Below are 21,972 nucleotides of genomic sequence, written 5' to 3' on the forward strand. Positions count from 1 at the left end.
TCAAGGTATTGATCCAATATCTACAAAGATAAATGGTCCACTTTGGAGTTCTTATGCCGGTCGAAAAAGCGCCACCACAGGTGATCTTTCTGCCACTGGGAGCGCCAGAGGAGGGCGCCAGCCTGCAGGGATGGCTGTATGAGTCGCTGCGCGGTGCGATTCTGAGCGGGCGCCTGCCAGCAGGCAGTAAACTGCCCAGCACGCGGGCCATGGCCGAGTACTACAAGCTGGCGCGCGGTACGGTACAGGCGGCCTATCAGCAACTGCTTTCCGAGGGTTATCTGCAAGCACGCACCGGCAGCGGCACGCGCGTCAGTGAGGTATTGCCGGACCCGACGCTGAATGCCGGATACGTCCGGCGTAAGGTGGTGGCCGAGGTGGAAGCAAAGCGCACAGCGCCCGATACGCCCTGGATGAAGCGCCTGACCGAAATCGAGCCAATTTTCTCTCGGCGCGCGTTGCCAACCGGCCTGCGTCCGTTCTTTCCTCACCGTGGTGATATCAAGGCCTTTCCCATCGATCTGTGGCGCAAGTTGCACACGCAGCAACTGCGTAGCTCGCGCCTGAACATGCTGCTCGACTCCGACCCTGCAGGGTTGCCTGAGTTGCGCGAGGCCATCGCCAGCTACCTGGCCATCGCCCGTGGGGTACAGGTTTCACCGGAGCGCATTCTGGTGCTCGGCAGCGTGCAACAGGGGCTGGATATCTGCCTGCGTTTGCTGGCGCCCGGCGACGCTAAGGTGTGGATGGAAGATCCGGGTTATCCCGGCGCACGGCAGTTGATGGATATCTCTGGCGTGACGCGAGTGGACGTGCCGGTGGATGGCTCCGGTCTCAAGGTGGACGAGGGCATACGCTTGGCACCAGGCGCCCGGCTGGCTTACGTCACGCCCTCACGGCAGGCGCCGCTCGGCGGTGAACTGTCGCCTGCACGCCGCCTGGCCTTGCTCAAGTGGGCAGCGGAGCAGGGCAGCTACATCTTCGAGGACGACTACGACAGCGAGTATCGTTTTATCGCCAAGCCCATTCCGGCGCTGCGCTCGATGCCAGGCGCCGAGCACTCGGTGATCATGGCTGGCACCTTCAGCAAACTGCTGTTTCCCTCGATTCGTCTGGCCTATCTGGTGCTGCCTGAGCACCTGGTGGAAAGCTTCACTCGCGCGTCGGCGCTGATGTCACGCCATGCCAACAGCCTGGCGCAGGCGGTGCTGGCCGATTTCATCCACGAGGGGCATTTCGACCGTCACGTACGGCGCATGCGCAAGATTTATGCAGGGCGCGCCGATGCCTTTGCCGAAGCCGCGCACAAGCATTGGCAAGGTCTGATCGACGTGCCAGAAATTCGTGCGGGTATGGATATCGCCTGCCGTTTGCAGGTTGAGAACGAGCGAGACGCTTTCGCGCGTTTGCAGGCTGCCGGTATCGACGCGCTGCCACTGGCAAGTTACTGCGTCAATCCGCGAGGGCCGGGACTGGTAATGGGCTTTGCGCCCTATGAAGAACGTGCCATCGAGGATGCCGCCAGGGCCGTTGCGCAAGCTCTGCGTGGTTGAGAACTGCCCCGGCCAAGGCCGGGGCAGCGACCATCAGAGGATGCTCAGCGGGTATTCGACGAAGACACGAATCTCGTTGAGATCTGGCCCTACATCGGTGCTGGAACGGTAGATGGAGTTACGCAAGCGCAGGTGCAGATCCTTGGCGGCACCACTCTGGATGGTGTAGCCGATCTGGTTGAAGATCTCGCGCTCGGTGCCGTTGTTGTCGTTGCCGGTATCGATGTTGTCACCGCGTACGTAGGCGAACTTGTAGCGCAGGCCCGGCACGCCGTACTCGGCGAAGTCCAGCTCGTAGCTGGCCTGCCAGGAGCGCTCGTCCTTCAGGTTGAAGTCCGAGTAGTAGGAGTTGGCCAGGTAGATGCTGGAGCCGCCATCACCGTAGTCGTAGGCGAAGCCGGCATCGCCGCTGTTGCGCTGATGCGCGACGATGAAGGCATGAGCGCCGATGCTGTACTTGGCCGCCAGACTCCAGATGGTGTTGCGATCACCCTGGCCGTCACCACCGAGATCGATTGCGGCCACCGAGCCGGTATCGTACTTGGTGCGGTAGATGTTGAAGTCGAAGTTCAGCGCCTGATCGGCCGCCAGTGCCAGGTTGTAATTGACGTTGGCGTAGTAGCGTTTGTACATGTCCTCGAGATCGGCGTGATACACCGCCAGGCTCAGGTCATCGCTGACGGCGTAGCTGCCGCCGAGCACGTCGATGCTCTTGAGGCGATTGGGGTCGCGCGCCGAGTCGCCCATCGGGCTGTCGGCGGTGAAGCGGCCTGCGTTCAGCTCCAGGCCTTCGATCTCGTTGCTGGTAACCAGCGTGCCGGTGAAGGACTGTGGCAGCAGACGGCTGTCGTCATGAGCCAGTACCGGCAGGGAAGGGAACTGGTTGCCGTACTTGATCACGGTATTGGAGACGCGCAGTTTCACCGCGCCGCCGGCCTGGGACAGGTCGTCCACCGGACGGCCTTCGCTATCGGTGTCGAAGAAGGCGCGATAGTTGCGGCCGCGGCCGCTGTCGAGCTTGACCCCGAGCAGACCGAAGGCATCGACGCCGAAGCCGACGGTACCTTGGGTAAAACCGGACTCGAAGGTGGCGATGAAACCCTGCCCCCAGGTCTTGGCGTCGTTGGTGTTGTCTTTGTAATCACGGTTGAAGTAGGCGTTGCGCAGCAACAGATTGAGGCTGGCGTCTTCGACGAAACCGTTTGCTTCGGACTGGCTGCTGGCATGAGCCAACTGGCCGCCCAGCGCGAGGCTGCAAGCCAGCGCGAGACAGTGCTTCTTGTGCATGAGTGCTCCCGGTGTTGGTGTGCTGTTTTCAACGCGCCTCACATCGAGGTAAGGCCCGGCCCAGAGGGCGCGCTTAGAGTTATCACCCTGCCTGCAGATGCACTATTCAAGCTGATCGATGATCACTATCAACGACTTCGATGCGGTATTCGGGAGGATCGGCGATAGGCTTCTCCCCGATGAAGATTCCATAGGCGGCGGTTTTTGCAACACTCCCGGAAGCCGTCGCTCTGGCTCCGCTTCATCTCCTTTGGTTAAGACGACTTGTGGCCGCCTGGTGATCCAGTGCGGCCGTTTTTTGTGCTCGCCTTTGTTGGTCTGGCGTAAGTGGTGGTTCTGGTGACGGTCAGTGAAAGTCCCGACTGCGTATATCCAGCCCTGTCAGTAATGCCGTCATATCCGTCAGGCGCCCGGCGATCACGTGGCGTACGCCGTCGACGGTCTCCAGGTGGCCATCGATCTGCAGCATTTGCGACTGCACCAGAACGCGGCGCTGCCGCTCGGCCAGGTCGTGCCAGACGACCACATTGACCAGACCGAACTCATCTTCGAGGGTGACGAAAATGACCCCGCTGGCTGTTTGCGGCCTTTGCCGGCCGATCACCAGACCGGCAACGCTGACAGGTCGGCCGTGCTCGACTGCCTGTAGTTCCCGCGAGCTTTTGCAGCGCCGGGTGCGTAATTCCTGGCGCAGCAGGGCCAGAGGGTGCGGACCGAGCGTGGTGCCGAGGGTGGCATAGTCGGTCAGTAGATCTTCTCCTGGCGATGGAGCAGATAGATTCAGGATTTCTTCACCCGACGCAGACACGCCTGCGAACAGTGGCAGTTGCTCCTCGACGCCAGCAACCGCCCAGCGCGCCTGGTAGCGGTGGCCAACCAGGCCGGAGAGCGCGCCTGCATCGGCCAATCGCTCGCGCGCCGATGCATCCAGGCTTGCACGTATGCTGAGGTCTTCGACATCGCGGAATGCGCCGCACTGGCGCGACTGTTCGATACGGCGCGCGTCGTCTTCGCGCATGCCACGAATCATCCTCAGCCCCAGACGGATGGTTGGCTCACCATGTTCATCGGGCTCCAGGCTGCAATCCCAGTCGCTGTAGCGCACGTCCACGGGGCGCACCTCGACATCATGCCGCCGTGCATCCTGCAGCACCTGATCCGGACTGTAGAAGCCCATCGGCCAACTGTTGACCAGAGCGCAGGCATAGGCAGCGGGCTCGTGGCACTTCAGCCAGCAACTGGCATAGGCGAGCAGGGCGAAGCTGGCTGCGTGCGACTCGGGAAAACCGTAACTACCGAAGCCTTCGATCTGGCGAAAGATCCGTTCGGTGAACGCCTGCGTGTAACCCTTCTCCAGCATGCGCGAAGTGAGTCGCTGACGATGTGGTTCGAGGCCACCATGGCGTTTCCAGGCGGCCATGCTGCGGCGTAGTTCATCCGCCTCGCCGGGGGTGTAGTCGGCGGCGACGATGGCCAGCTCCATGACCTGCTCCTGAAACAGCGGCACGCCGAGCGTGCGCGCGAAGACTGGCTTGAGTTCATCAGAGGGATAATCGATCGGCTCTTCGCCGTTTCGTCGACGCAGGTAGGGATGCACCATGTCACCCTGGATCGGCCCCGGACGGACAATAGCCACCTGAATCACCAGGTCGTAGAAGGTGTTCGGGCGCAGGCGCGGCAGCATTGCCATCTGCGCACGTGACTCGATCTGGAAGGCGCCGATGGTATCTGCGCGGCTGATCATGGCGTAGGTGGCCGGGTCTTCCTTGGGCAGGGTGGCCAGCGTCCACTGCGTGCCGCGGTAGCGTTCGATCAGGCCGAAACAACGGCGCAGTGCGCTGAGCATGCCCAGGGCCAGGACGTCGACCTTGAGCAGACCGACCATATCCAGATCGTCCTTGTCCCACTGGATGACGGTGCGCTCGGCCATGGTCGCGTTCTCCACCGGTACCAGTGTGTCGAGGGCGTGCTCGGAAATGACGAAACCGCCCGGATGCTGCGACAGATGGCGAGGGAAGCCAATCAACTCGCCAGTCAGTATCAGCACGCGCCTGAGCAGTGGATTCTGCGGATCGAAACCTGCCTCCAGCAGACGCTCGGGCGCTGGCGGACCGCTGCTCCAGCGGCCACAGCAGTCAGCCAGCGCATTGACCTGATCAGGCGGTAAACCGAGAGCCTTGGCGACATCGCGTATCGCCCCTGAGCCGTGATAAGTGTTGACCACGGCGGTGAGCGCCGCACGCGTTCGACCGTAGCGACGAAACACGTACTGGATGACTTCCTCGCGCCGTTCGTGCTCGAAGTCGACGTCGATATCCGGCGGCTCGTTGCGCTCGCGGGAGAGAAAGCGCTCGAACAACAGCCGGCTGTGCGTCGGGTCCAGTTCGGTGATGCCCAGGGCGAAACAGACGCTTGAATTGGCCGCAGAACCTCGGCCCTGGCAGAGGATGTGCTGTTCACGGGCGAAGCGGACGATATCATGCACGGTCAGGAAGTAGCTCTCGTACTTCAGCTCGGCGATAAGCGCCAGCTCGTGTTCGATCTGTGCGCGGGCCCTATCCGGCACTCCATCAGGCCAGCGCTCGTCAGCGCCGCGCTCCACCAGAACGCGTAGCCAGGAGGTAGGGTTATGACCGGCCGGCACCAGTTCGTGCGGGTAGTGATACTCCAGCTGATCGAGATCGAAGTTGCAGCGTTCGGCGATGCGCAGCGATTGCGCGAGCAGCTCGGGCGGATACAGTTCGGCCAACTCATCAAACCGGCGCAGATGCCGCTCGCCATTGGCGAAAAGATGGGCGCCGGCCTCGGCCACGGGCAGATGATGACGGATGGCAGTCATGCAATCCTGCAGGGCGCGGCGGCCACGGGCATGCATGTGCACGTCGCCACAGGCCACAGCCGGCAGGTCGTGATCGCCTGCCAGCTCGAGCAGGCGCTGCAGACGCGCGCTATCGTCCGCACCGCGATGCAGCTCGACGCCCAGCCACAGCCGCTCGGGGAACACCGAGCGAAGCCAGGGCAGGGCGCTGACTTCACCCTCACTGAGCCAGATGGCCAGCAGGCCATCGAGCGGCGCCACGAAATCCTCGTGCAGCAATCGGTAGGTGCCTTTTACCGCCCTGCGCCGCGCCCGGGTGATCAGGCCGCATAGCACCTGATAGCCCGTCAGGTTCTCGACCAGTAGCACCAGCTTCGGGCCTTGCTCGATCCTTACTTCGCTGCCCACGATCAGCTTTACCCCGGTTTTCTTCGAGGCTTCCCAGGCGCGCACGATGCCAGCCAGGGTGCACTCATCGGTGATCGCCAAGGCGCGATAGTTCAGCCTTGCCGCACGCTCGAACAACTCCTGCGCACTGGACGCACCGCGCTGGAAGCTGAAGTTCGACAGGCAATGCAGTTCGGCATAATCGCTCATGCGAACCAGCCGTGCAGCAGCAACGGCCCATTACTGCCGACTGGCCGATACGCCCAGCCGCGCTGCCCTGCACGGGTTTGCACCACGTAATAGTCGCGGCGCACATCCTCGCCATCCCACCAGCCGGACTCGATGCGCTCCGGGCCGGAGATGATGCGCAGTGAGGCTTCGCGTAACGGTTGGGGTTCGCTCAACAGCCAGCCTGGCCGCGGGCCACAAGGAGGCAGCAAGGGGCTGGTCGAGTCGTTGATCCAGGCACGCTCGGGACGGTGATCGGCTCTGGCGCCGAGGCCATGCAGGGCGTCATCACCGAGGCGCGCCCTTAGCCGCTCGCGTAATTGCTCCCAGGGCTGGTTCTGCTGTGGTCGCTCGTCGAACAGTTGCTGGTGCTGAGGCGCAAAGACCGGCAATTCACGTGCCTCCAGCCGCACGGCCAGCACCGGCGCTGGCAGCTGCTGATGCTCCAGACGGCCTCGTGTCAGCTCGAACAGCATGCCGGGATCACGCTCGGCGCTGAGCAGGCCCACCTGTATCTGCGTATCGGCACCCGCGCGGGGTTCCAGATGCAGGGTGAAACGCTGCACGCCGGTGTCACGACAGGCCAGGTAAGCCGCCAGATCGGCCGTTAGTCGGCGCAACGGGAACAGCAGTGCCTGATGCGATTCCACCTCGAAATTCAGTTCGATACGGGTATCGAAAACATCCGCAGGCACGAAGAAGTCCAGCGCTAGCGGACGCTGGCCAGACAGAGTATCGAGATGACGTAGCACTTCGGCAGGAAACCGTTTGGCCAGGCTGTCACGTGGCAGAGCCAACAGCTGCCGCAACTGCCTGAGCCCCATGCGATTGAAGGCCGTGGTTGCCGCAGGAGAGAGCCCGAGCCGATCCACTGGCAAGGGGGCGAGCATCTGCATGAGCGCCTGACCATCACTGGCCATCAGTCCATCACCGACATTGACCAGCACTCGGGCCGCTGCCGGATTCGGCGCGACGGCAATCCGGTGCTGGAAGGCCAGCGCCGAAAGCTCGGCGCGCAAGCGCGCTTCGAAACGCGGCCATGGGCCGAACAGCCCCAGACTGGACTGTACCTCCAGCAGCAGACAGCGCGGATAGTGCAGGCTGACCTGGGCACTGAAACCATAGGCCCAGGCGGCCAGAAACTGCTGCCAGCGCTCGATGGCCGCGCAATCGTATTCTGCCGTGGCAAACCCGCGTGTCAGCGCCTGCGCTGCAGTCAGTGACTGGCCGGGTTTCAGCCCCAGGGCTCGAGCTGCCGGGTTGACCGCCTGTAGAACACGCCGTTGTGGCGAGCCGTTGAGCAGCACCAACGGCTCGTCGGGGTTGGCGCGGTGACGCTGTACGCCGTCCATGGCCAACTGTGGCAACAGGATGCAAGCCCAAAGCATGGCAGGCTCAATGCCAGGCAAGCGCGAGCGGCTGAGCCGGCGGCAAACCACCACGGCACTTGATCACCCGCAGCTGTGCTGGCTGGCTGTCGAGCACCAGCCGTAGTGCTGCCGGTGAAGGATTGGCCGCTTCTGCCTGCGGCCGATAGGCGAAAGCCAGGGTTTGCCCGGTAGCAGCTGCCACCTGCAGACGTCTCAGCGAACGATCATCGGCCTGACGCAACCAGCTCAACACCGCGCCACAACTCCCCGAACGCAAACATTGTTCGGCAGCCCACAGAGCATCGCGGCCATCTGCCTGGATAATGCTCAATTGGCGTAGATCGACGCCGGCATCAATCCAGGCCTGAGGGTAGGGCAGATGAGGAGGGGAGATCAGCACCACCCGTTCGCCTGAAACCGTCAGGCTAGCAAGGGTCGGCCACAACAAGCGCAGCTCGCCGATGCCAGGCGCAGTCGTGAGAATTTCACTGAGGGCAGCCTTAGGCCAGCCGCCACCTGGCAGTGCGGCGTCGAGAAAATGATGTCCAGTTGAGAAATTGGCGCCCGATGGCGATGAAACGACCTGGCCTCGCCATACACGACGAGCGTCGATCAACCGGTCAAGCGCGACCACGGATGGCATGGATAACGACCAAATACTGTATATGGATACAGTATTATTTGAGCCGACGCATGGGTCAAGAGAATCGCGATAAGGTGCTCAACCTGGTTACCGAGACGCGGCCGAGTCAGCCGAATAAATCAGTCCGGAGAGTCGTGTCGATCCAGGAAATCGCGATCTACGTACAACTAACCCATACGATCCGTCGTGTTGTGTTGTGCAAACACTGACTCGAAGCGAAACCATATGGCGCCTCGGAAATTTATCGCTGCGCGCATCTCGGACTGTCGACCGCAAAGCGGAGCTGCAAATGCGGTTGTCGAGATTAGCTAAAGGCGCGCATGAAGTAAGTAATTGAAAAATATAAGTAATATTTCTAGTCGCTCTCATCGCAGCGTTAAATTTTGAGATTTCCGCATATTTAACTAAATTACTGAAGACTTCCGCATTTTTTGTTATGGGTGTTGCCATGCAAAAAATAAGCATAAGCCCGGGCGCTTTAGTTCTTGCAGGGAATAAAAGATTAGAAATTATTGCGTCGACTTCTCCAAGTAAGATTGAGGCGAGAGACGTCATCTCTGGTGAGATAGTTATTATTTCGCCAGGAGAGATAGAGTTTGAACTAAAAACGCCTCCTCATTCAGGCAGTGAAACGTTCCAAGCAGAAGCAGAGCTCGCCATAAGGGATTCAGATATAAAGTTGGCAACTGATCGTTTCAACGTATTAGCCCCTTTAAAAACCAAGCAGTTTCTCTCTAGGCAAGACGTAGAACAATGTAGTTTAGCGCTTGGGCTTAGTGCCTCTCAGGTTCGAAGGCTTTTCGCGCAGCTAGACATAAAAAAAGGGCCGGAGAGCTTAATTTTAAAAAGACGCGGAAGAACGAAAGGCGTCAAAATAATCGGGGCGGATGTAGAGGATATCATCCAACAGGTCATTGATGAATACTATGCAGGGCCTGGTGCGACCGTAGAGCGTGTTATACAGAAAGTAAAAGAACAGTGTTTGGCTCTCACCCTAAAAGCGCCGAGCTCAGCTACGATCGCAAATCGGGTAAGAGAGCGTAAGCCCCGCGAATTGCTTGCAAAAAAATCCGGGAAAAAAGCGGCTCGCCAAGTTTATGCTGTTCGTGGAGAAAAGGTACAGCCTGAAGCTCCTCTTCAATTAATCCAGATAGATCACGCACTAGTTGATTGCATTATTGTTGATGATCAGCGAACGCCTCTAATGCGTCCATGGATAACAATTGCTATCGATGTGTATACGCGAGTGGTGCTTGGTTTTTACTTATCACTGTCATATCCCTCGGCAATGTCTGTTGCGCTGTGCATCGCTCATGCCGCACTTCCAAAGAATAGCTGGTTAAAGTCTTATGGGTTTAGTGGCTATGAATATCCCTTCTACGGCCTACCTAAGAGAATACATGTAGATAATGCAAAAGAGTTTAGATCAAAAAAATTATCCGACAGTTGTCGGTCGTATGGAGTTGAATTGACATTTCGCCCTAGGGGCACCCCGCATAATGGAGCCCATATTGAGCGACTGATTGGCACTCTCATGGGCAAGATTCATATTTTGCCTGGAACCACCATGTCATCAACTAAAGCTAAAGGTGAGTATAAAAGCGAAAGAAAGGCAGCGCTTTTATTTTCGGAGTTTCGGGAGTGGCTAATTAGGGAGGTGGAAATCTATCACAGTACAGAGCATTCTGCCTTAGGTTGCTCACCGCTTCATAAGTGGGAAAAGTATTATCAGAACAAAGATGGCAGCTTTTCCTACCCCTTACTTGTAGATGATCCGAAACGCTTGCTTATTGATTTCATGCCGTCTAAGACGCGAGTAATAGGAAGAGCAGGGGTCAGGATACACAACATTGACTACTACACTAATACATTGAAGCGCTTTGATATCGGTACAAAGTGCGTGGTGCGCTATGACCCTGATTCTCTAAAAAAAATATGGGTACTTCCAGAGGGTGAAAAAAATTACATTGAACTAAGCTATGCTGACCTGCGGCTCCCCGACACCACTCTATCCGAGTTTAAAAGCTTAAGGAAGAAGATTCGCGGCGAAAGCGCGCGAAGAGTGCCAGCTGCAGAAGTCTTCAAGTTGATTGAGAAAAATGAACAACTTGTTAGTGCTGCGACTATGGCGGGTAAGCAAGCCCGTAAAACACGAGAGCGTAAAAGGTCTCGACTTGCCGACCCAGGGCATCCGTTGAATGTGCAGCGTCAAATTGAAAAGCACATTGAGTCGGTAGACTACAGTGTTAATCCTGTCGCTTATACTCTAGAGGACTGAGGGTCGCCCCCCTCCTGCTGAGGTGCTTGATGAAGACGTCAGTTAATTTTGACCATATCGACCCAAAGTTTCGTGAGCACTTACTCCTTAACGACCGTGAGCGTATCAGTAAGATATACAGGGATTGTTGGGTAAATTACCCGCAGGTGGTGGCGATCAGGGCAGGGGTACGCGCCATTTACGAAATGCCACCGAAGACTCAGGCGCAATGCATGTTGATTTGTGGTCGCCCAGGCATGGGAAAAACCAGCCTATTTAAGAAGATTGAGTCCGATATGGAATCACTCAGAAAAAGGCATATAGACTCTTATGGCTGTATTGCGTTCAGCCTGTCTCCCGACCCCAACCTCCATGGTTTTGAGGACAGCATTAGTGAGGCACTGGGTGTACCAATAGGTAAGATTCGGAACGGTCTGGTTCCCGAAGCATTCTGTCGGCTAGCACATTTGCGCAGAATGAGACTCGTGTTAATTGATGAGGTCCACAACTTACTAAATGCTGGACGAATCGACCAACGCAAGAACCTGGCTTTTTTAAGAGCACTAAGCAGTCCACCGATGTCACTATCCATTATTGCGTTTGGGGTGGATGATGCGCTTCATGCTATTAGCAGTGACGAGCAGTTGGAACGGCGTTTTCAGCTCTGCGATCTGCCTCCTTGGAAAGAAAATGAAAGCTTCCGTTCGTTCCTTGCGGCTTATGAGCGCGCGTTACCCTTGAAGAAGCCGTCTGAGCTAGGAAAGCAAGAAAACGTCCGATATTTACTGGGCGCTACTGGCGGCATCACCGACGCCATAGTCAAGCGAATAACGCGAGGAGCGGTATGGGCGATAGTGGAGGGCAAAGAAGCTATCGATCACTACTGCTTAGAGAAAGCGGCTGAAATTCCACCTTACCTTGATTGTTTTGACGATGAGACGTAATGGCTATTTCTCAGGATTGCTAAAGCCGGTACCTCAAGAAGCTTTTTCTGCCTGGCTTGAGAGAGGGCTGCATGGAAAGCAACCGCGTCTATTTCTGCAGGCGAAAGAATGCCTGAAGCATCATGGCGTCGAGGATGCTGACGCCCCTCTTTCCCCGCCGGTTGTAGAGGCGGTATCTAAGGCATTAGGTTTGCCGAAAGAGTATTTTAAACGGACATTCTCTTTGCCCGGTGACTGGTTAAAGGCGTCGCCCGAAAAACGTTTTCGGTACTGCGAATATTGCCTCCTTCTTGACTTTCGTTTCAATCGACAGCCTACGGCGAGAGTCACTTGGTTCTACTGGTGGTTCAATGTCTGTCCAGTGCACGGCTGCCTTCTGCTTGAAGAGGAGAGTACCTCGGCACCAGTGGCTCTACATTCTATGATTCGCAAGAGTCAGGCGCTGATGCCCTTTGGTGGATGGGGGCTAAGTTCGTACATTCAGAGACGGCAGAACTTGAGCCGTGACTCATTTAAGGTGCTGCTGCTCATGGCGCTGGGTTTTCAGAAGTGGTACCAGCGCTCGGTCCAGCGCGGCACTTTCCTTGTAGATGGCGCCGAAGTTGGTCTCTCCGAGATGGAGAGATTTCTAAGTGATCTTCTGGCAATCATTGGCAAAAAACGAGTTTATCCTGGTGATCCTCTTCCTGATATCGCGCAAATTCTGCGTATCAAGTCCTGGAGTACGCTTAGTTCTTCGCTGCCAATGGATTCAGGCTGTGAGCCTTTTTTATGCCTAGATCCCGGCGAGCACTCCGGCGACATCCGCATGGCAATGTTTGCTTTTCTCGGCCTGCTTCTGAAGCTGCCGTATTGTGTTCATCTGTGGCCTGGTGGCAGCGGGCCGATCGACGAGGGATCGTTCGCCAACATTTGGATTGGAATGCACAGTGATGCGGCGAGGGTGCCTAGCTATTTTAGTTGGTTGCGGCAGCGTTCTGAGGGGTGGAGCGAACCAATTCGCATCCATTTCCAATATCTGCTTGAGGGTAGGGCGTGGAAGATCCGTTCAGGAGGGAAGGTGAAAAGCTGGGTAGAGGAAAAAACTAACCCCCTGGTGCGCAGTGTGAGATAAATCTCGCCCGAGGCGTGGGGGTTATTCTTGCTAGAAAGACTATCGAAGGTTCCCTGTGTCGTCAATCCTATGAGCAAGGAAGGAAATGCGCTTGGTATTTCTGCCGATGATAGCCACGACGTACCAGCAATCCGGAGGCATCAAGCCACCAGAGCTCGGCCCTTAGCTAGGTGACTGCAAATCCGAAACCTCAGGGCTCAGAGTGTTTGACGTTACTGCAAAGCTCATCGGAGGGCGCACTTGCATCAGATCCGACAGGGAGTACCGGCGTGAGCAAGCTGGTAGCACGGCTGCCCAGCAAGGTGCCCGCCTGAAAATACCCCATCACTGTAGGCAGCGAGCGGTGCTCGGTCATGGCCATCACTTCGCCCAAAGGCACACCCTGGCGGCCGGCTTCGCTAACAAACCCGGACCGAAGGCTGTGTGCCGCCCAGTCACCATCGAGCTTGGCCAGCTTGGCCCGGCGTTGCACGATGCGTGCAACCTGGTCGCTGGACAAGCCTGCCGTCCCGACCCGACCGCCGCGATAAACCCGCCGAAACAGCGGCCCCGTAGAGGCGGGAGCCGCCGCCAGCCAGGCTGCGAGTGCTTGTGCTGCAGGCCCACGCAGCGGCTTTTCCCTGCGTGCGCCGTCAGTCTGGGTTTTGGTGACGCCCAGCGCGTAGAGCCAGGTGTCGGCGTCCAGTCGACGGACATCACCGACCTGGAGTCCCACCACTTCCGAGCGCCGGCGGCCGCCACCGCTCCAGGCTAGGAGGAGGAGGGCGCGGTCACGCAGGCCACGGATACCGTCGGTACAGCTGGCCAGCATGGCTTCCAGCGGCTCGCGCACCGCCGCAGTTTTCTTACGAACCGTTACACCCTGGCGGGCCTGGGCCTTGCGCGCTTCGCGCAGCAGTGTTTTCACCGCCGCCGTCTCAGTGGGGCTCGGCCAGTTCTTCATGCCGTGCCATTTGGCGAGAACTGCCAGGCGGTGGCGTACGGTGTTGTAACTCAGGGCGCCAAGCTTGGCTTTGAGGCGCGCATCGACCAAGGCCGCATCAAGCGCCGGCGGTAGCAAGTGCCGCCAACCGCCCGCGTCTGGGCGCGCCAGGTGATCAAGGATGAATTGCACCACCACCGTGTCCGCCAGCGGCTCCATCTCCAGTGTTTGGCCGAAACGCAATTGCAGCCAGGCAGCCCAATAGGCAAGGGCGCTGCGGTAGCTGCGCACGGTATTGGCGGCGGTGCCGGCTGCGACGAACGCACTGGCCGCAGCGCGGGCTTCGGCATCAAGGCGATCAACGGAAAGTAGGGCAACTACGCTGCTGGATAGCAATTGCGTATTATTCATTACGTTCAACGTATTAAATATTCGATTTAAATTCGATTAGATCGGATAACATTCGTTTATCAGACCTAATATAGCGAGGAACTGACGATGGCGGTAGGTGTACCGGAAGCTGACGTATTTGCCGCGGCTGACGCGGTGTTGGCGCGTGGCGAACGTCCGACGGTGGAACGCGTGCGCCTGGAACTTGGTCGCGGCAGTCCGGCGCGGGTCGGGGCGCTGCTCGATCAGTGGTGGGAGCAGTTGGCTGGCCGTCTCCGTGGAGAAACCCGCCTGCCGGACCTGCCGAGTAAAGTCGCGCAGGCCTTCGTAGAAATCTGGCAGCAGGCCACTACCATGGCTCAGGGGGTGGCCGAGCAGGCGTTGGCCAGCCAGCGCCAGGTCCTAGCCGAGGAGCGCGAAGCGCTGGGTGCGCTGGAAACTCGTGCCAGGCTGGAGGTTGCCCAGGCGCGGCAGCAGATAACCGAGGCCGTTACCGCACGGCAGGGCGCAGAAACTCGCCTGGCCGACCTGGAGCAATTGCTGACCCAATGCCAGACGCAGATCGACGACCTGCGAAGCCAGCGCGACGAACTGCAGGAGCATCGTGACGAAGCGCGTACGCAATTGACCGAGGCTCGTCTGCAGTTGCAGGAGAGCTATGCGCAAGCCGAGCAAGCTCGCAGTGAGCAGCAGCGCTACGCGCGCGACGTAGAGAACCGTGCCTATCGCGAAATTGATCGAGTGCGCGAAGAGAACAAAGCTTTAGCTACTCAACTCAAGGCGAGCCAAGGCCGTGCACAGACCTTGCAGCAGTCCCTGCAGGCAGTTCAGGCAGAGTTGAGTAGCGCGCGCGAGCAACGAACTGCAGCGCTTGGTGAGGTGCATACGCTGTTGGAGCAGGTGGAAGAGCACCGCTCTGCCATGACGAATGCGAGCGAGCGCCAAGACAATTTGCGGCAGTGCTTGCAGCAGCGAGAAGCCGACCTAGCGGTCGCTCGTGAGCAGTATGCTGCCGCAAATGCACGTGCAGAAACGCTTGCTGAGACACTTGCAATTCAAGGCTTTGCAGCGCCGGATGTCACGCGCCAATCTCGCAAGAGAGCTCCGAAAAAGCCCTGAGAGCAGAGCGTACTGCTTGCGCGATTGCTAGCTAGTCTAATCAGGATGAGGGAAGACCAGAGCATCTGATCAAAGCCAATCGACCAACTTCAGTCGGCCTTACGCTCACTGGCGATAGAGGTAAGAAACAAGCCGCTCTATCGGGGCGCGAGCGTACGCGTGAGTAGTGATGTCATTTTGCCGGTTCGGCACTTCATAAAATATTGGGGGCGGTGTAGGATCTAGTCTGATGCGGCTGTTACCGTATGCCCTTGATGTGCGGTACTTTTGACGCCTGTGCACCAGTTTTTGAGCACTACAAAGCGAAACAGTAAGGCCTGTGTTCGTCTACCTCGTTGAAGTGAACTCCAAGCAGGGAAGCAAAATGCCAACCGGCAGCGTAATTATTATTGGAGCCAATCCGAGAGAAGCAAATCTCAAGCGAAAAGTGCGAGAGCACTTGCACCAGCTAGGTTTCACTAGAACCCAGGAAGGGGCCCTGTGTCCGCCAGGCAATGGCAAGGAAGCGATCCGTGCCTTGCATGCTGCACAGCGCGAAGAACGGCTCAACGCGAGCGAACGCTTCATCGCGCGTAACACGGCTAAGCTGATGCCATATTTTGCCAGCGGCTGCGAGGTTGCGCCGGAAAAGATTTCCCCTGTGCTTGAGCGCGTGTCGTCCGGAACGTGGCAAAGTGACCTCTTTAGACTGGCGTCACTGTCCTGGTCTGTCCCTGTGTCCAACGGCTTTGGCAGGCGCTTGCGCTACCTTGTCTGGGATCAGGCAAATGGCAAACTGATGGGGTTGATTGCCATTGGCGATCCGGTTTTCAACCTTGGTGTCAGAGACCAGTTCATTGGTTGGGATAGCGCGGACAGAGCTGCCCGGCTGGTCAATTTGATGGATGCCTATGTCCTAGGAGCGATCCCGCCTTACAACACCTTGTTGGGCGGTAAGTTGGTCGCTTGCCTGCTTCGCAGTCGGGACATTTATGATGATTTTGCCAATGCCTATGGTGGTTCTACAGGCATCATCTCGCAGACTGAAAAAAATGCACGCCTGCTGGCAGTCGTGACGACTTCGTCGATGGGGCGCTCTGCGGTCTATAACCGGTTGAAGTTGGATGGTACAGAGTACCTCAAGTCCATTGGCTTCACCGGTGGTTGGGGGCATTTCCATATACCCGACTGGTTGTTTATTGAGCTTCGTGACTATCTTCGGGAGCTCGATCATCGCTATGCCGACCAGCACGCCTTCGGCGAGGGGCCTAACTGGCGCTTGCGCACTACACGCGCGGCGCTGAAAGCACTGGGTTTCAAGGATGATCTGATGCGTCATGGCATCCAACGTGAAGTCTTCATTTGTCAATTGGCCGGCAACGCCACGAAGCTCCTGCATGGCGATAGTGGAAAACCGGACACCCGATCGCTGTTGTCGGTTAGTGAAATCGGTGAATTAGCGCTGAATCGTTGGATGATTCCACGCTCAAGGAATAGACCTGAGTTTCGAGATTGGAAGTCGACGGATCTCATTCATTTGTACGGCAGCCTAGCGTGCCATTTTTCAGTCGCCGGCCACGTTGCTACGGAGTCGAGCGGCACTGTCGGTTTGCGCGGTTAGCTGCGAAGGGTATGAGCGATGGATTGCGCCATAGATCCGGTCACGAATAAATCAGTTACCGCCGATATCGCGTCAAGCACTGGCTACTACATTTGTTCCTACTGCCGCAAGCGGGTTGGGCTACGTTCGGGGCCATTGCGGAAAAACTACTTTGCCCATTGGCGTGGCGTGTCCTCCAGCGCCTGCGCCTATTTTATGTCGGGATCAATGAGTCATGGCATTCATGACAAGGTTCAACTCCCGCCTACCCGGCACATAGATCTTCGCTTGTTGATCAAAAAAGGCCAGAACGCCGGAGTGTGGTCGCTTGAACTGGTCTTGCCCCCCTGCCGAGCGTGTCATGCCTATCTCAAGCTCGATGTCGGCGGCAGGGTACAAAAGCTCGATATGCGCGGGATGGGCTCAGGCTTCAGAGTCATGGCCGAGCCCACAACGAACGACTACAAGATCTTGTCCTTCGAGGGCAGGCCGGATCCATCCTTCGTCGCAGGCGTTGAGCGGACGTGTGCGGGTCTACCTGCTCGGGGCGCAGCCGCATTCACTGCCATAGGTCGAGGCACCGAAAGCGGGTTTCCCCGTGCCCAAGCACTGAATCGCTGCGAAACCTACGCCCTGTTATGGTCGGCACCGGTGACTCCGGAATTCCCTGAAGATCTGTTGGTGGACAAGCTCAAACCGCGCCAGGGCTGGAACTTGGCGCTGATCACCGTGCCGGAAGCGCCCTCAGACGCCTGCATAAGTTGGCTGGAAGCCTTTACTCAACTAAACGTTATGCCTGCGGCGCCTACGATCACCACTATCTGGCCGTTCCTGAGCCGCAACGTCAGTATCAATACGGTCGAGTACATTGAGGCCGATGCGGTCATCTTGGCCGCTCATAGGATGCCTGGAGGGACGCACGGCAGCGGGCCAACCTTACAGGCCGTCAATCAACGTGATCGCATTGCCGCGACCGCCCCTGATCGGTCACCGGCGCTCTTCACTTTGATACGTGATGGAAGCGATGCATTCAGGATCGGCAAGAGCGATCACTCGGATATCGACAGGTTTTATTCCAAGAGCACGTCGCTGGGGCGAAGCTTTCAGCACCCGACGGTGGATCTGGTCTTCATCAACGAGTGTGGCGAACGTCTTATTACCTCATTGCATCGAAGGCAAAGCCAATCCTATGTGATGGCCACCCGAGTGCGGGAACTGCATTTTGACTACCTCACAATGCCGAGAGGGGCCACAGGCAGGATGGAGGTTGTTTCACCCAGTGGTCAGAAGGAATACCGACGACTGATGTCTAGCGACATGTCGACTGATCATGCTCCACAGGCATGCCTGTTGCCGCCGGCAATGAATAGCCTGCTCAAACAATATCTCACCGATCCGCAGTTCCAGTTGTATTTGGATTTTGGCGGGTTGGGCCGGTTGGCCATCGGTGCTAGTCAGCCGCTGGCCAACGCCTCGTTGCTGACGCTCGGGCGATCATTGCGCTTGCGCCTGAAGAGTTTTCTATCCCAGCTTCATATTGGTGGGAGAACCGTACTCACTGGCAATGATCAGGCACTGGTTAGTGCGTTGTGCGCATCCGTGCCTCGACCAGAATTGCTCCCTCATTATCGTCAATTGGTGGCAGATGTGAGCGCCTGTGGATTTGATATTCGTTATTCAGGAGATGGGGTCTCGCGATGAGCTACCTGTACAGCCAAGAGGCACGAGAGCGGATTTCGGGGCTCGGGGTTACGATGATTACCGAGTTCATCGAAGAGGTACCCCATACCGTTCGCAAACTGGTCTTCGACCGTCAGGCCTCAATCCCTGGGTTTAGACGCGGATCCCCGCCAGAATTCAAGGAGAAACAACGTCGGTTAATTGGGCACCTAGTGCACCCCCAGCCAGGGCAGAAAGGGGAGGCGGACTGGAAAGCTTTCGCTAGCCTCTGGGTGGCGTGGGCAAGGAGCCGCTTGGACAGCGCTTTTCCAGTGCCAGAGACGCCCCCCCAAGAGGCGGACACAGGCGCCAGCTTTTTCAAACAGTTAGCCGAGTTGTACCCAGATGCTCCTCGGGAAACCGTCGAGCGGCTGGCCGCATACAGCGGTTTCGCCGAAGAACCGGCGATGCAGGCAGTCCTGAACAGCTTTCATCCCGCGTCCACACTGGCCAGGGATCGGATGATCGATGGCTTACCGGGGCGCTTGGATAAAATCGAGGGTTACTTTGAACTGGCCGAAACGGCGGCAGAGGAAACAGCTGCGCGTATCGACCAACTGGAAAAGAGCGCGGCAGCAACGAGCAAAGTGGTTAAACAACTGACAGGAAATTTTGCTGGTGTTGCCCATGATGTCGAAGATTTGCGTGTGGCTCTGCAAAGTGTCACTGACCGCTTGCAGCAACTGAGCCAACTGGCTCAGTCAACGGCCGGAGCGCAGCAAGAGGCATCGCAAGTCTTGGCGCGTTCAACGCTCCAAGACGAGCAAATCTCGGCGGTGCTGGATTCTCTCGCCGTTCAGGTCGCCAACCTGGTTGCTGAACGCGCAAAGGTTCAAGCAATCGAGGAAGCACTGGATACGCTCAGTGCGCGCGTTCCCGACTGGGAGGTCACGGCGAATGCAATGGCGACGTTATGCGAACGCCTTGACGACCATGATTTGCGAAGCAGCAGGCCGCCGCGTCACGATACCGGTGATCAAGCAAACGTCCGCTTGATCGAGAACGAAACGACCGGTCCATTCGTTGAAGTTAGTTCTGTAGACGTTGCCTGGAAGGTGATTGCCAACAACCTGCAGGCATGCGGAGTAGTGAAAAACGATGCCAATCGTTACGCACGGCATATCCTTGCGGCAGTCATTTCCGGCCAGTTGATCCAGTTCAAAGGATCAACGGCGGACTTAATTGCAGATGCCGTGGCAGCAGCCATAGGCGGGGCGATTTTCCACGAGTGGCGGGTTCCAGTTGGTCTTCTGTCTGAGAATGCCGCAGCCGACTGCCTCGAAGTCGTGTACGAGTCGTCTGGGTGCTTGCTGCTCAAGGGGGCTAACCGGTCTGCGTTTGAGGTATATGGCAGTGCCATCCGTGATCTTGTAGCACGTCGTCAGTTCACCCTGGCGGTCGATGCGCGCCTAGTTCTGATTGCGTCTTGGACTCATGGCCCAGCAGCATTTCCAGACGGAGGTACATTGTCTGAACTCGGCCCCGTGTTTGATACGGATGAATTCTCTATGCGGGGGGTATCTGCCCAACTGCCGCTAATGCAGTTTGGCCATCTTGCCGTGGATGACTGGAGAGCACTGCACAACCCTGCTGAAAACACGCTATTGGCGTTACCGAGCACGTTGAGGGAGCGCCTTGCACAGGTGGACTTTGTTCCAGGGAATCTGTGGCTTCGGGTCGCTGACCGGGCGTATGCCCAGTTGCGACTGCTATCGACAGGCTCTGCGGAGCCAACGCTCCATACAGTGATGAAGCAGTGGGCACTGCCATGGGCGCAATCCATTGGGGGGCCGGTCGAGGCACTAACGCGCAGCATTGCCGAGCTCCAGAGTGAAATCGACGCACAGGCGGTTCATGCGGAGCATGTCGAGTGAAGTGGCTAGGGAGTGATCGTGATGCCGCTCGCAAAATTCTGGCAACCGGTATGGGCTGTAGAAGTGGCGGTGAAGGATTACGGATCGCGGCGGTAGCTGAGTGCCTTCGGGCCGCATCCTATCTGTGTTCTGCCCCCAGCACTGATCGGGAAGCATGGGTACCAGCGAGCACGCTCAGTTTGACGAGCCAGGTTCGCCGGCGCTTGCTCCCTCTGTGGCCGACTCTCGACGATGAGCAAGCCGCTGAACCAGGCGTCAAAGAGATTCTGGAGAGCCTCGGAGAGCTAGGGGATTTGGTGCGGCTCGATGGCGGACGATGGCTAACGCCTCCGCCACGGGCGGTCAGAGCTGGAGCGAAACTGGCAGTGATCACCGGTGGAGGCCCCGCACAAACCTTTCCCTGGCCAATAGCGATGCGCGGGGAGGGAAGGGTCAGGCTGGTCGACGTCGATGCGTGCGCAGAACGGATTGACCTCTGGGAGCCAGCCGAATGGATTGGCGCCCCAATTGAAGGATTGCAGGCTTGGTCGATCCAACTGTTATCGAGCGCTAAGGCGCAACTGAAACCCGCGACGAATGAACTAGCGGACGTTTCAATCCGGCTCGACGGCAAATGGATGGCGCTTTCTGCCTGTTCGACCGCCGAAGGTCTCTTCCTCGCCAGATGCCGCACAGGTCCACGGTCTGAATATTTTGTGGTCCTAGTGTCGCGAGGGTGTCTGCGGAAAATGACGGGGCTGCCACCTCAACAGGCAAGGCGCTTGCAGTTTTATTTGGACGCTCAAGCTGGCCATCCAATGAAAGTTGAAGCGCTTGTGTCGCAAACACATGTTCGGCTGCGCCTATATCGTCAACTGCCTCGGGAAGAGAAAAAAACGCTGCTGCTGGGCTGGCAACTGCCGACTCCCGACAACGGCGGAGCAGGAACGACCTACCATGTGATACCAAGCGAGATGTTTCCGCTGGTGCGCCAAGCGCTTACTGGGTTGAGCGTGGAAGTAGTTGAGCGTCAGTTTGCAGAGGGAAGACAATAATGGGGGGATTCCGATGAATGAAGCATCTGGTGTTCACGAGACAGCGAAAAGCCTGGCGGATAGTCTTCGACAATACATCGAAGCACAGTACCATATTCGTGATGAAGGGCTTGTCAGAGAGCGACACGCTCTTCTGCTTAGTCCTGAGACCATTGTCCAGACACCTTATGTCGAAGCGACGGCAGTATACAAAGTGGGAGATCCATTTAATCGGCTCCCCATACCTAAAGTCGCATCCGATATGCTCACTCAGTTGTCGCTAATGGATCTCGGGCTTTACCCTCGGCCTTACGAACATCAATCACAAGCACTCACAGCATTTCTAGGTGACGAGGCTGCGGATCTGGTTATCGCAACTGGTACCGGCTCCGGTAAAACCGAAAGTTTCCTTATGCCCATCATTGGTAAATTGGCCATAGAGGGACAGGAGCGACCCGAGTCCGCGCAGTTGCCTGGCTGTCGAGCACTATTGCTTTACCCCATGAATGCATTGGTTAATGACCAATTGGCGCGGATCCGTCGCCTCATCGGGAATACTGACGCATCGTCGATCTTAACTCAGAACCGCCCACACCCGATCCGTTTCGGTAGCTATACCGGACGTACCCCGTACCCAGGGGAACGGTCTAGAGATAGAGACGAGCGTTTTATAGAGCCGGCGGTTGCAGGAGCTGAGTGCAACACGGTTATTGAATTGAAGCCGGAGCATCATGCCGCATTGCCATGGCATTTTG

At 57.6% G+C, this 21,972-nt stretch carries 15 protein-coding genes; 10 read left to right on the plus strand and 5 right to left on the minus strand.

What is annotated here, in order from left to right:
- Positions 1-53 precede the first annotated feature (53 nt).
- The gene (locus EGJ86_RS10760) at positions 54-1,553 is read left to right on the plus strand and encodes a PLP-dependent aminotransferase family protein (protein WP_055985666.1); all 1,500 of its coding nucleotides are present in this window, start codon (positions 54-56) and stop codon (positions 1,551-1,553) included.
- A gap of 33 nt (positions 1,554-1,586) precedes the next feature.
- Here the strand turns inward: EGJ86_RS10760 and EGJ86_RS10765 are convergent, their stop codons facing one another.
- The 4 genes from EGJ86_RS10765 to imuA all read right to left on the minus strand — a co-directional run bounded on the left by EGJ86_RS10765 (position 1,587) and on the right by imuA (position 8,286).
- A complete protein-coding gene (locus EGJ86_RS10765; RefSeq protein ID WP_055985670.1) occupies positions 1,587-2,840 on the minus strand; it encodes an OprD family porin in 1,254 nt (417 codons plus the stop codon).
- A gap of 346 nt (positions 2,841-3,186) precedes the next feature.
- A complete protein-coding gene (locus EGJ86_RS10770; RefSeq protein WP_125835099.1) occupies positions 3,187-6,255 on the minus strand; it encodes an error-prone DNA polymerase in 3,069 nt (1,022 codons plus the stop codon).
- Positions 6,252-7,661 (minus strand): DNA polymerase Y family protein, encoded by a 1,410-nt coding sequence (locus EGJ86_RS10775; protein ID WP_125835100.1) that lies wholly within the window; start codon positions 7,659-7,661, stop codon positions 6,252-6,254. The genes EGJ86_RS10770 and EGJ86_RS10775 overlap by 4 nt, the downstream gene beginning before the upstream one ends.
- 7 nt (positions 7,662-7,668) lie before the next feature.
- Complete coding sequence (gene imuA / locus EGJ86_RS10780; protein WP_125835101.1) at positions 7,669-8,286, minus strand: translesion DNA synthesis-associated protein ImuA; 618 nt, start codon at positions 8,284-8,286, stop codon at positions 7,669-7,671.
- A gap of 448 nt (positions 8,287-8,734) precedes the next feature.
- On the opposite strand from imuA, the gene EGJ86_RS10785 reads away from it, so the two are divergent.
- From EGJ86_RS10785 to EGJ86_RS10795, 3 genes are read left to right on the plus strand one after another with little or no spacing between them, the layout of a single operon-like run.
- A complete protein-coding gene (locus tag EGJ86_RS10785) occupies positions 8,735-10,564 on the plus strand; it encodes a Mu transposase C-terminal domain-containing protein (RefSeq protein ID WP_158620900.1) in 1,830 nt (609 codons plus the stop codon).
- A 29-nt stretch (positions 10,565-10,593) separates the two neighbouring features.
- On the plus strand, positions 10,594-11,487 hold the full coding sequence (locus EGJ86_RS10790; RefSeq protein ID WP_125835103.1) for a TniB family NTP-binding protein: 894 nt from the start codon (positions 10,594-10,596) through the stop codon (positions 11,485-11,487).
- Entirely contained in the window at positions 11,477-12,601 is a 1,125-nt protein-coding gene (locus EGJ86_RS10795; RefSeq protein ID WP_125835104.1) for a TniQ family protein, read from the plus strand. Before EGJ86_RS10790 ends, EGJ86_RS10795 begins: the two co-directional genes overlap by 11 nt.
- A gap of 190 nt (positions 12,602-12,791) precedes the next feature.
- Here the strand turns inward: EGJ86_RS10795 and EGJ86_RS10800 are convergent, their stop codons facing one another.
- Positions 12,792-13,934 (minus strand): tyrosine-type recombinase/integrase, encoded by a 1,143-nt coding sequence (locus tag EGJ86_RS10800; protein WP_177432820.1) that lies wholly within the window; start codon positions 13,932-13,934, stop codon positions 12,792-12,794.
- 87 nt (positions 13,935-14,021) lie between these two features.
- Here EGJ86_RS10800 and EGJ86_RS10805 point away from each other — a divergent pair, with 87 nt between their 5' ends.
- The 6 genes from EGJ86_RS10805 to EGJ86_RS10830 all read left to right on the plus strand — a co-directional run.
- Positions 14,022-15,032: a DNA-binding protein gene (locus tag EGJ86_RS10805; RefSeq protein ID WP_125835105.1), complete on the plus strand. Its 1,011-nt coding sequence runs from the start codon at positions 14,022-14,024 to the stop codon at positions 15,030-15,032.
- A 319-nt stretch (positions 15,033-15,351) separates the two neighbouring features.
- Complete coding sequence (locus EGJ86_RS10810) at positions 15,352-16,632, plus strand: Druantia anti-phage system protein DruA (RefSeq protein WP_256672417.1); 1,281 nt, start codon at positions 15,352-15,354, stop codon at positions 16,630-16,632.
- 18 nt (positions 16,633-16,650) lie between these two features.
- Positions 16,651-18,312 (plus strand): hypothetical protein, encoded by a 1,662-nt coding sequence (locus tag EGJ86_RS10815; RefSeq protein ID WP_125835106.1) that lies wholly within the window; start codon positions 16,651-16,653, stop codon positions 18,310-18,312.
- Positions 18,309-20,204 carry a hypothetical protein gene (locus tag EGJ86_RS10820; protein ID WP_125835107.1) on the plus strand — a complete coding sequence of 632 codons (1,896 nt, stop codon included), beginning with the start codon at positions 18,309-18,311 and terminating at the stop codon, positions 20,202-20,204. The genes EGJ86_RS10815 and EGJ86_RS10820 overlap by 4 nt, the downstream gene beginning before the upstream one ends.
- 761 nt (positions 20,205-20,965) lie before the next feature.
- Complete coding sequence (locus tag EGJ86_RS25090) at positions 20,966-21,238, plus strand: hypothetical protein (RefSeq protein WP_177432821.1); 273 nt, start codon at positions 20,966-20,968, stop codon at positions 21,236-21,238.
- Between the two features lie 13 nt (positions 21,239-21,251).
- Positions 21,252-21,972, plus strand: a 721-nt coding sequence (locus EGJ86_RS10830) for a DEAD/DEAH box helicase (RefSeq protein WP_256672418.1), incomplete at its 3' end; no start/stop codon positions are given.

This window comes from Pseudomonas sp. o96-267 (genome assembly GCF_003935465.1).
Lineage (GTDB): Bacteria > Pseudomonadota > Gammaproteobacteria > Pseudomonadales > Pseudomonadaceae > Aquipseudomonas > Aquipseudomonas sediminis.

Bases quoted from the DNA above. Each gene is read 5' to 3' on its own strand.
- EGJ86_RS10760 (WP_055985666.1), top strand. From the start codon at position 54: ATGCCGGTCGAAAAAGCGCCACCACAGGTGATCTTTCTGCCACTGGGA.
- EGJ86_RS10765 (WP_055985670.1), bottom strand. From the start codon at position 2,840: ATGCACAAGAAGCACTGTCTCGCGCTGGCTTGCAGCCTCGCGCTGGGC.
- EGJ86_RS10770 (WP_125835099.1), bottom strand. From the start codon at position 6,255: ATGAGCGATTATGCCGAACTGCATTGCCTGTCGAACTTCAGCTTCCAG.
- EGJ86_RS10775 (WP_125835100.1), bottom strand. From the start codon at position 7,661: ATGCTTTGGGCTTGCATCCTGTTGCCACAGTTGGCCATGGACGGCGTA.
- imuA (WP_125835101.1), bottom strand. From the start codon at position 8,286: ATGCCATCCGTGGTCGCGCTTGACCGGTTGATCGACGCTCGTCGTGTA.
- EGJ86_RS10785 (WP_158620900.1), top strand. From the start codon at position 8,735: ATGCAAAAAATAAGCATAAGCCCGGGCGCTTTAGTTCTTGCAGGGAAT.
- EGJ86_RS10790 (WP_125835103.1), top strand. From the start codon at position 10,594: ATGAAGACGTCAGTTAATTTTGACCATATCGACCCAAAGTTTCGTGAG.
- EGJ86_RS10795 (WP_125835104.1), top strand. From the start codon at position 11,477: ATGAGACGTAATGGCTATTTCTCAGGATTGCTAAAGCCGGTACCTCAA.
- EGJ86_RS10800 (WP_177432820.1), bottom strand. From the start codon at position 13,934: ATGAATAATACGCAATTGCTATCCAGCAGCGTAGTTGCCCTACTTTCC.
- EGJ86_RS10805 (WP_125835105.1), top strand. From the start codon at position 14,022: ATGGCGGTAGGTGTACCGGAAGCTGACGTATTTGCCGCGGCTGACGCG.
- EGJ86_RS10815 (WP_125835106.1), top strand. From the start codon at position 16,651: ATGGATTGCGCCATAGATCCGGTCACGAATAAATCAGTTACCGCCGAT.
- EGJ86_RS10820 (WP_125835107.1), top strand. From the start codon at position 18,309: ATGAGCTACCTGTACAGCCAAGAGGCACGAGAGCGGATTTCGGGGCTC.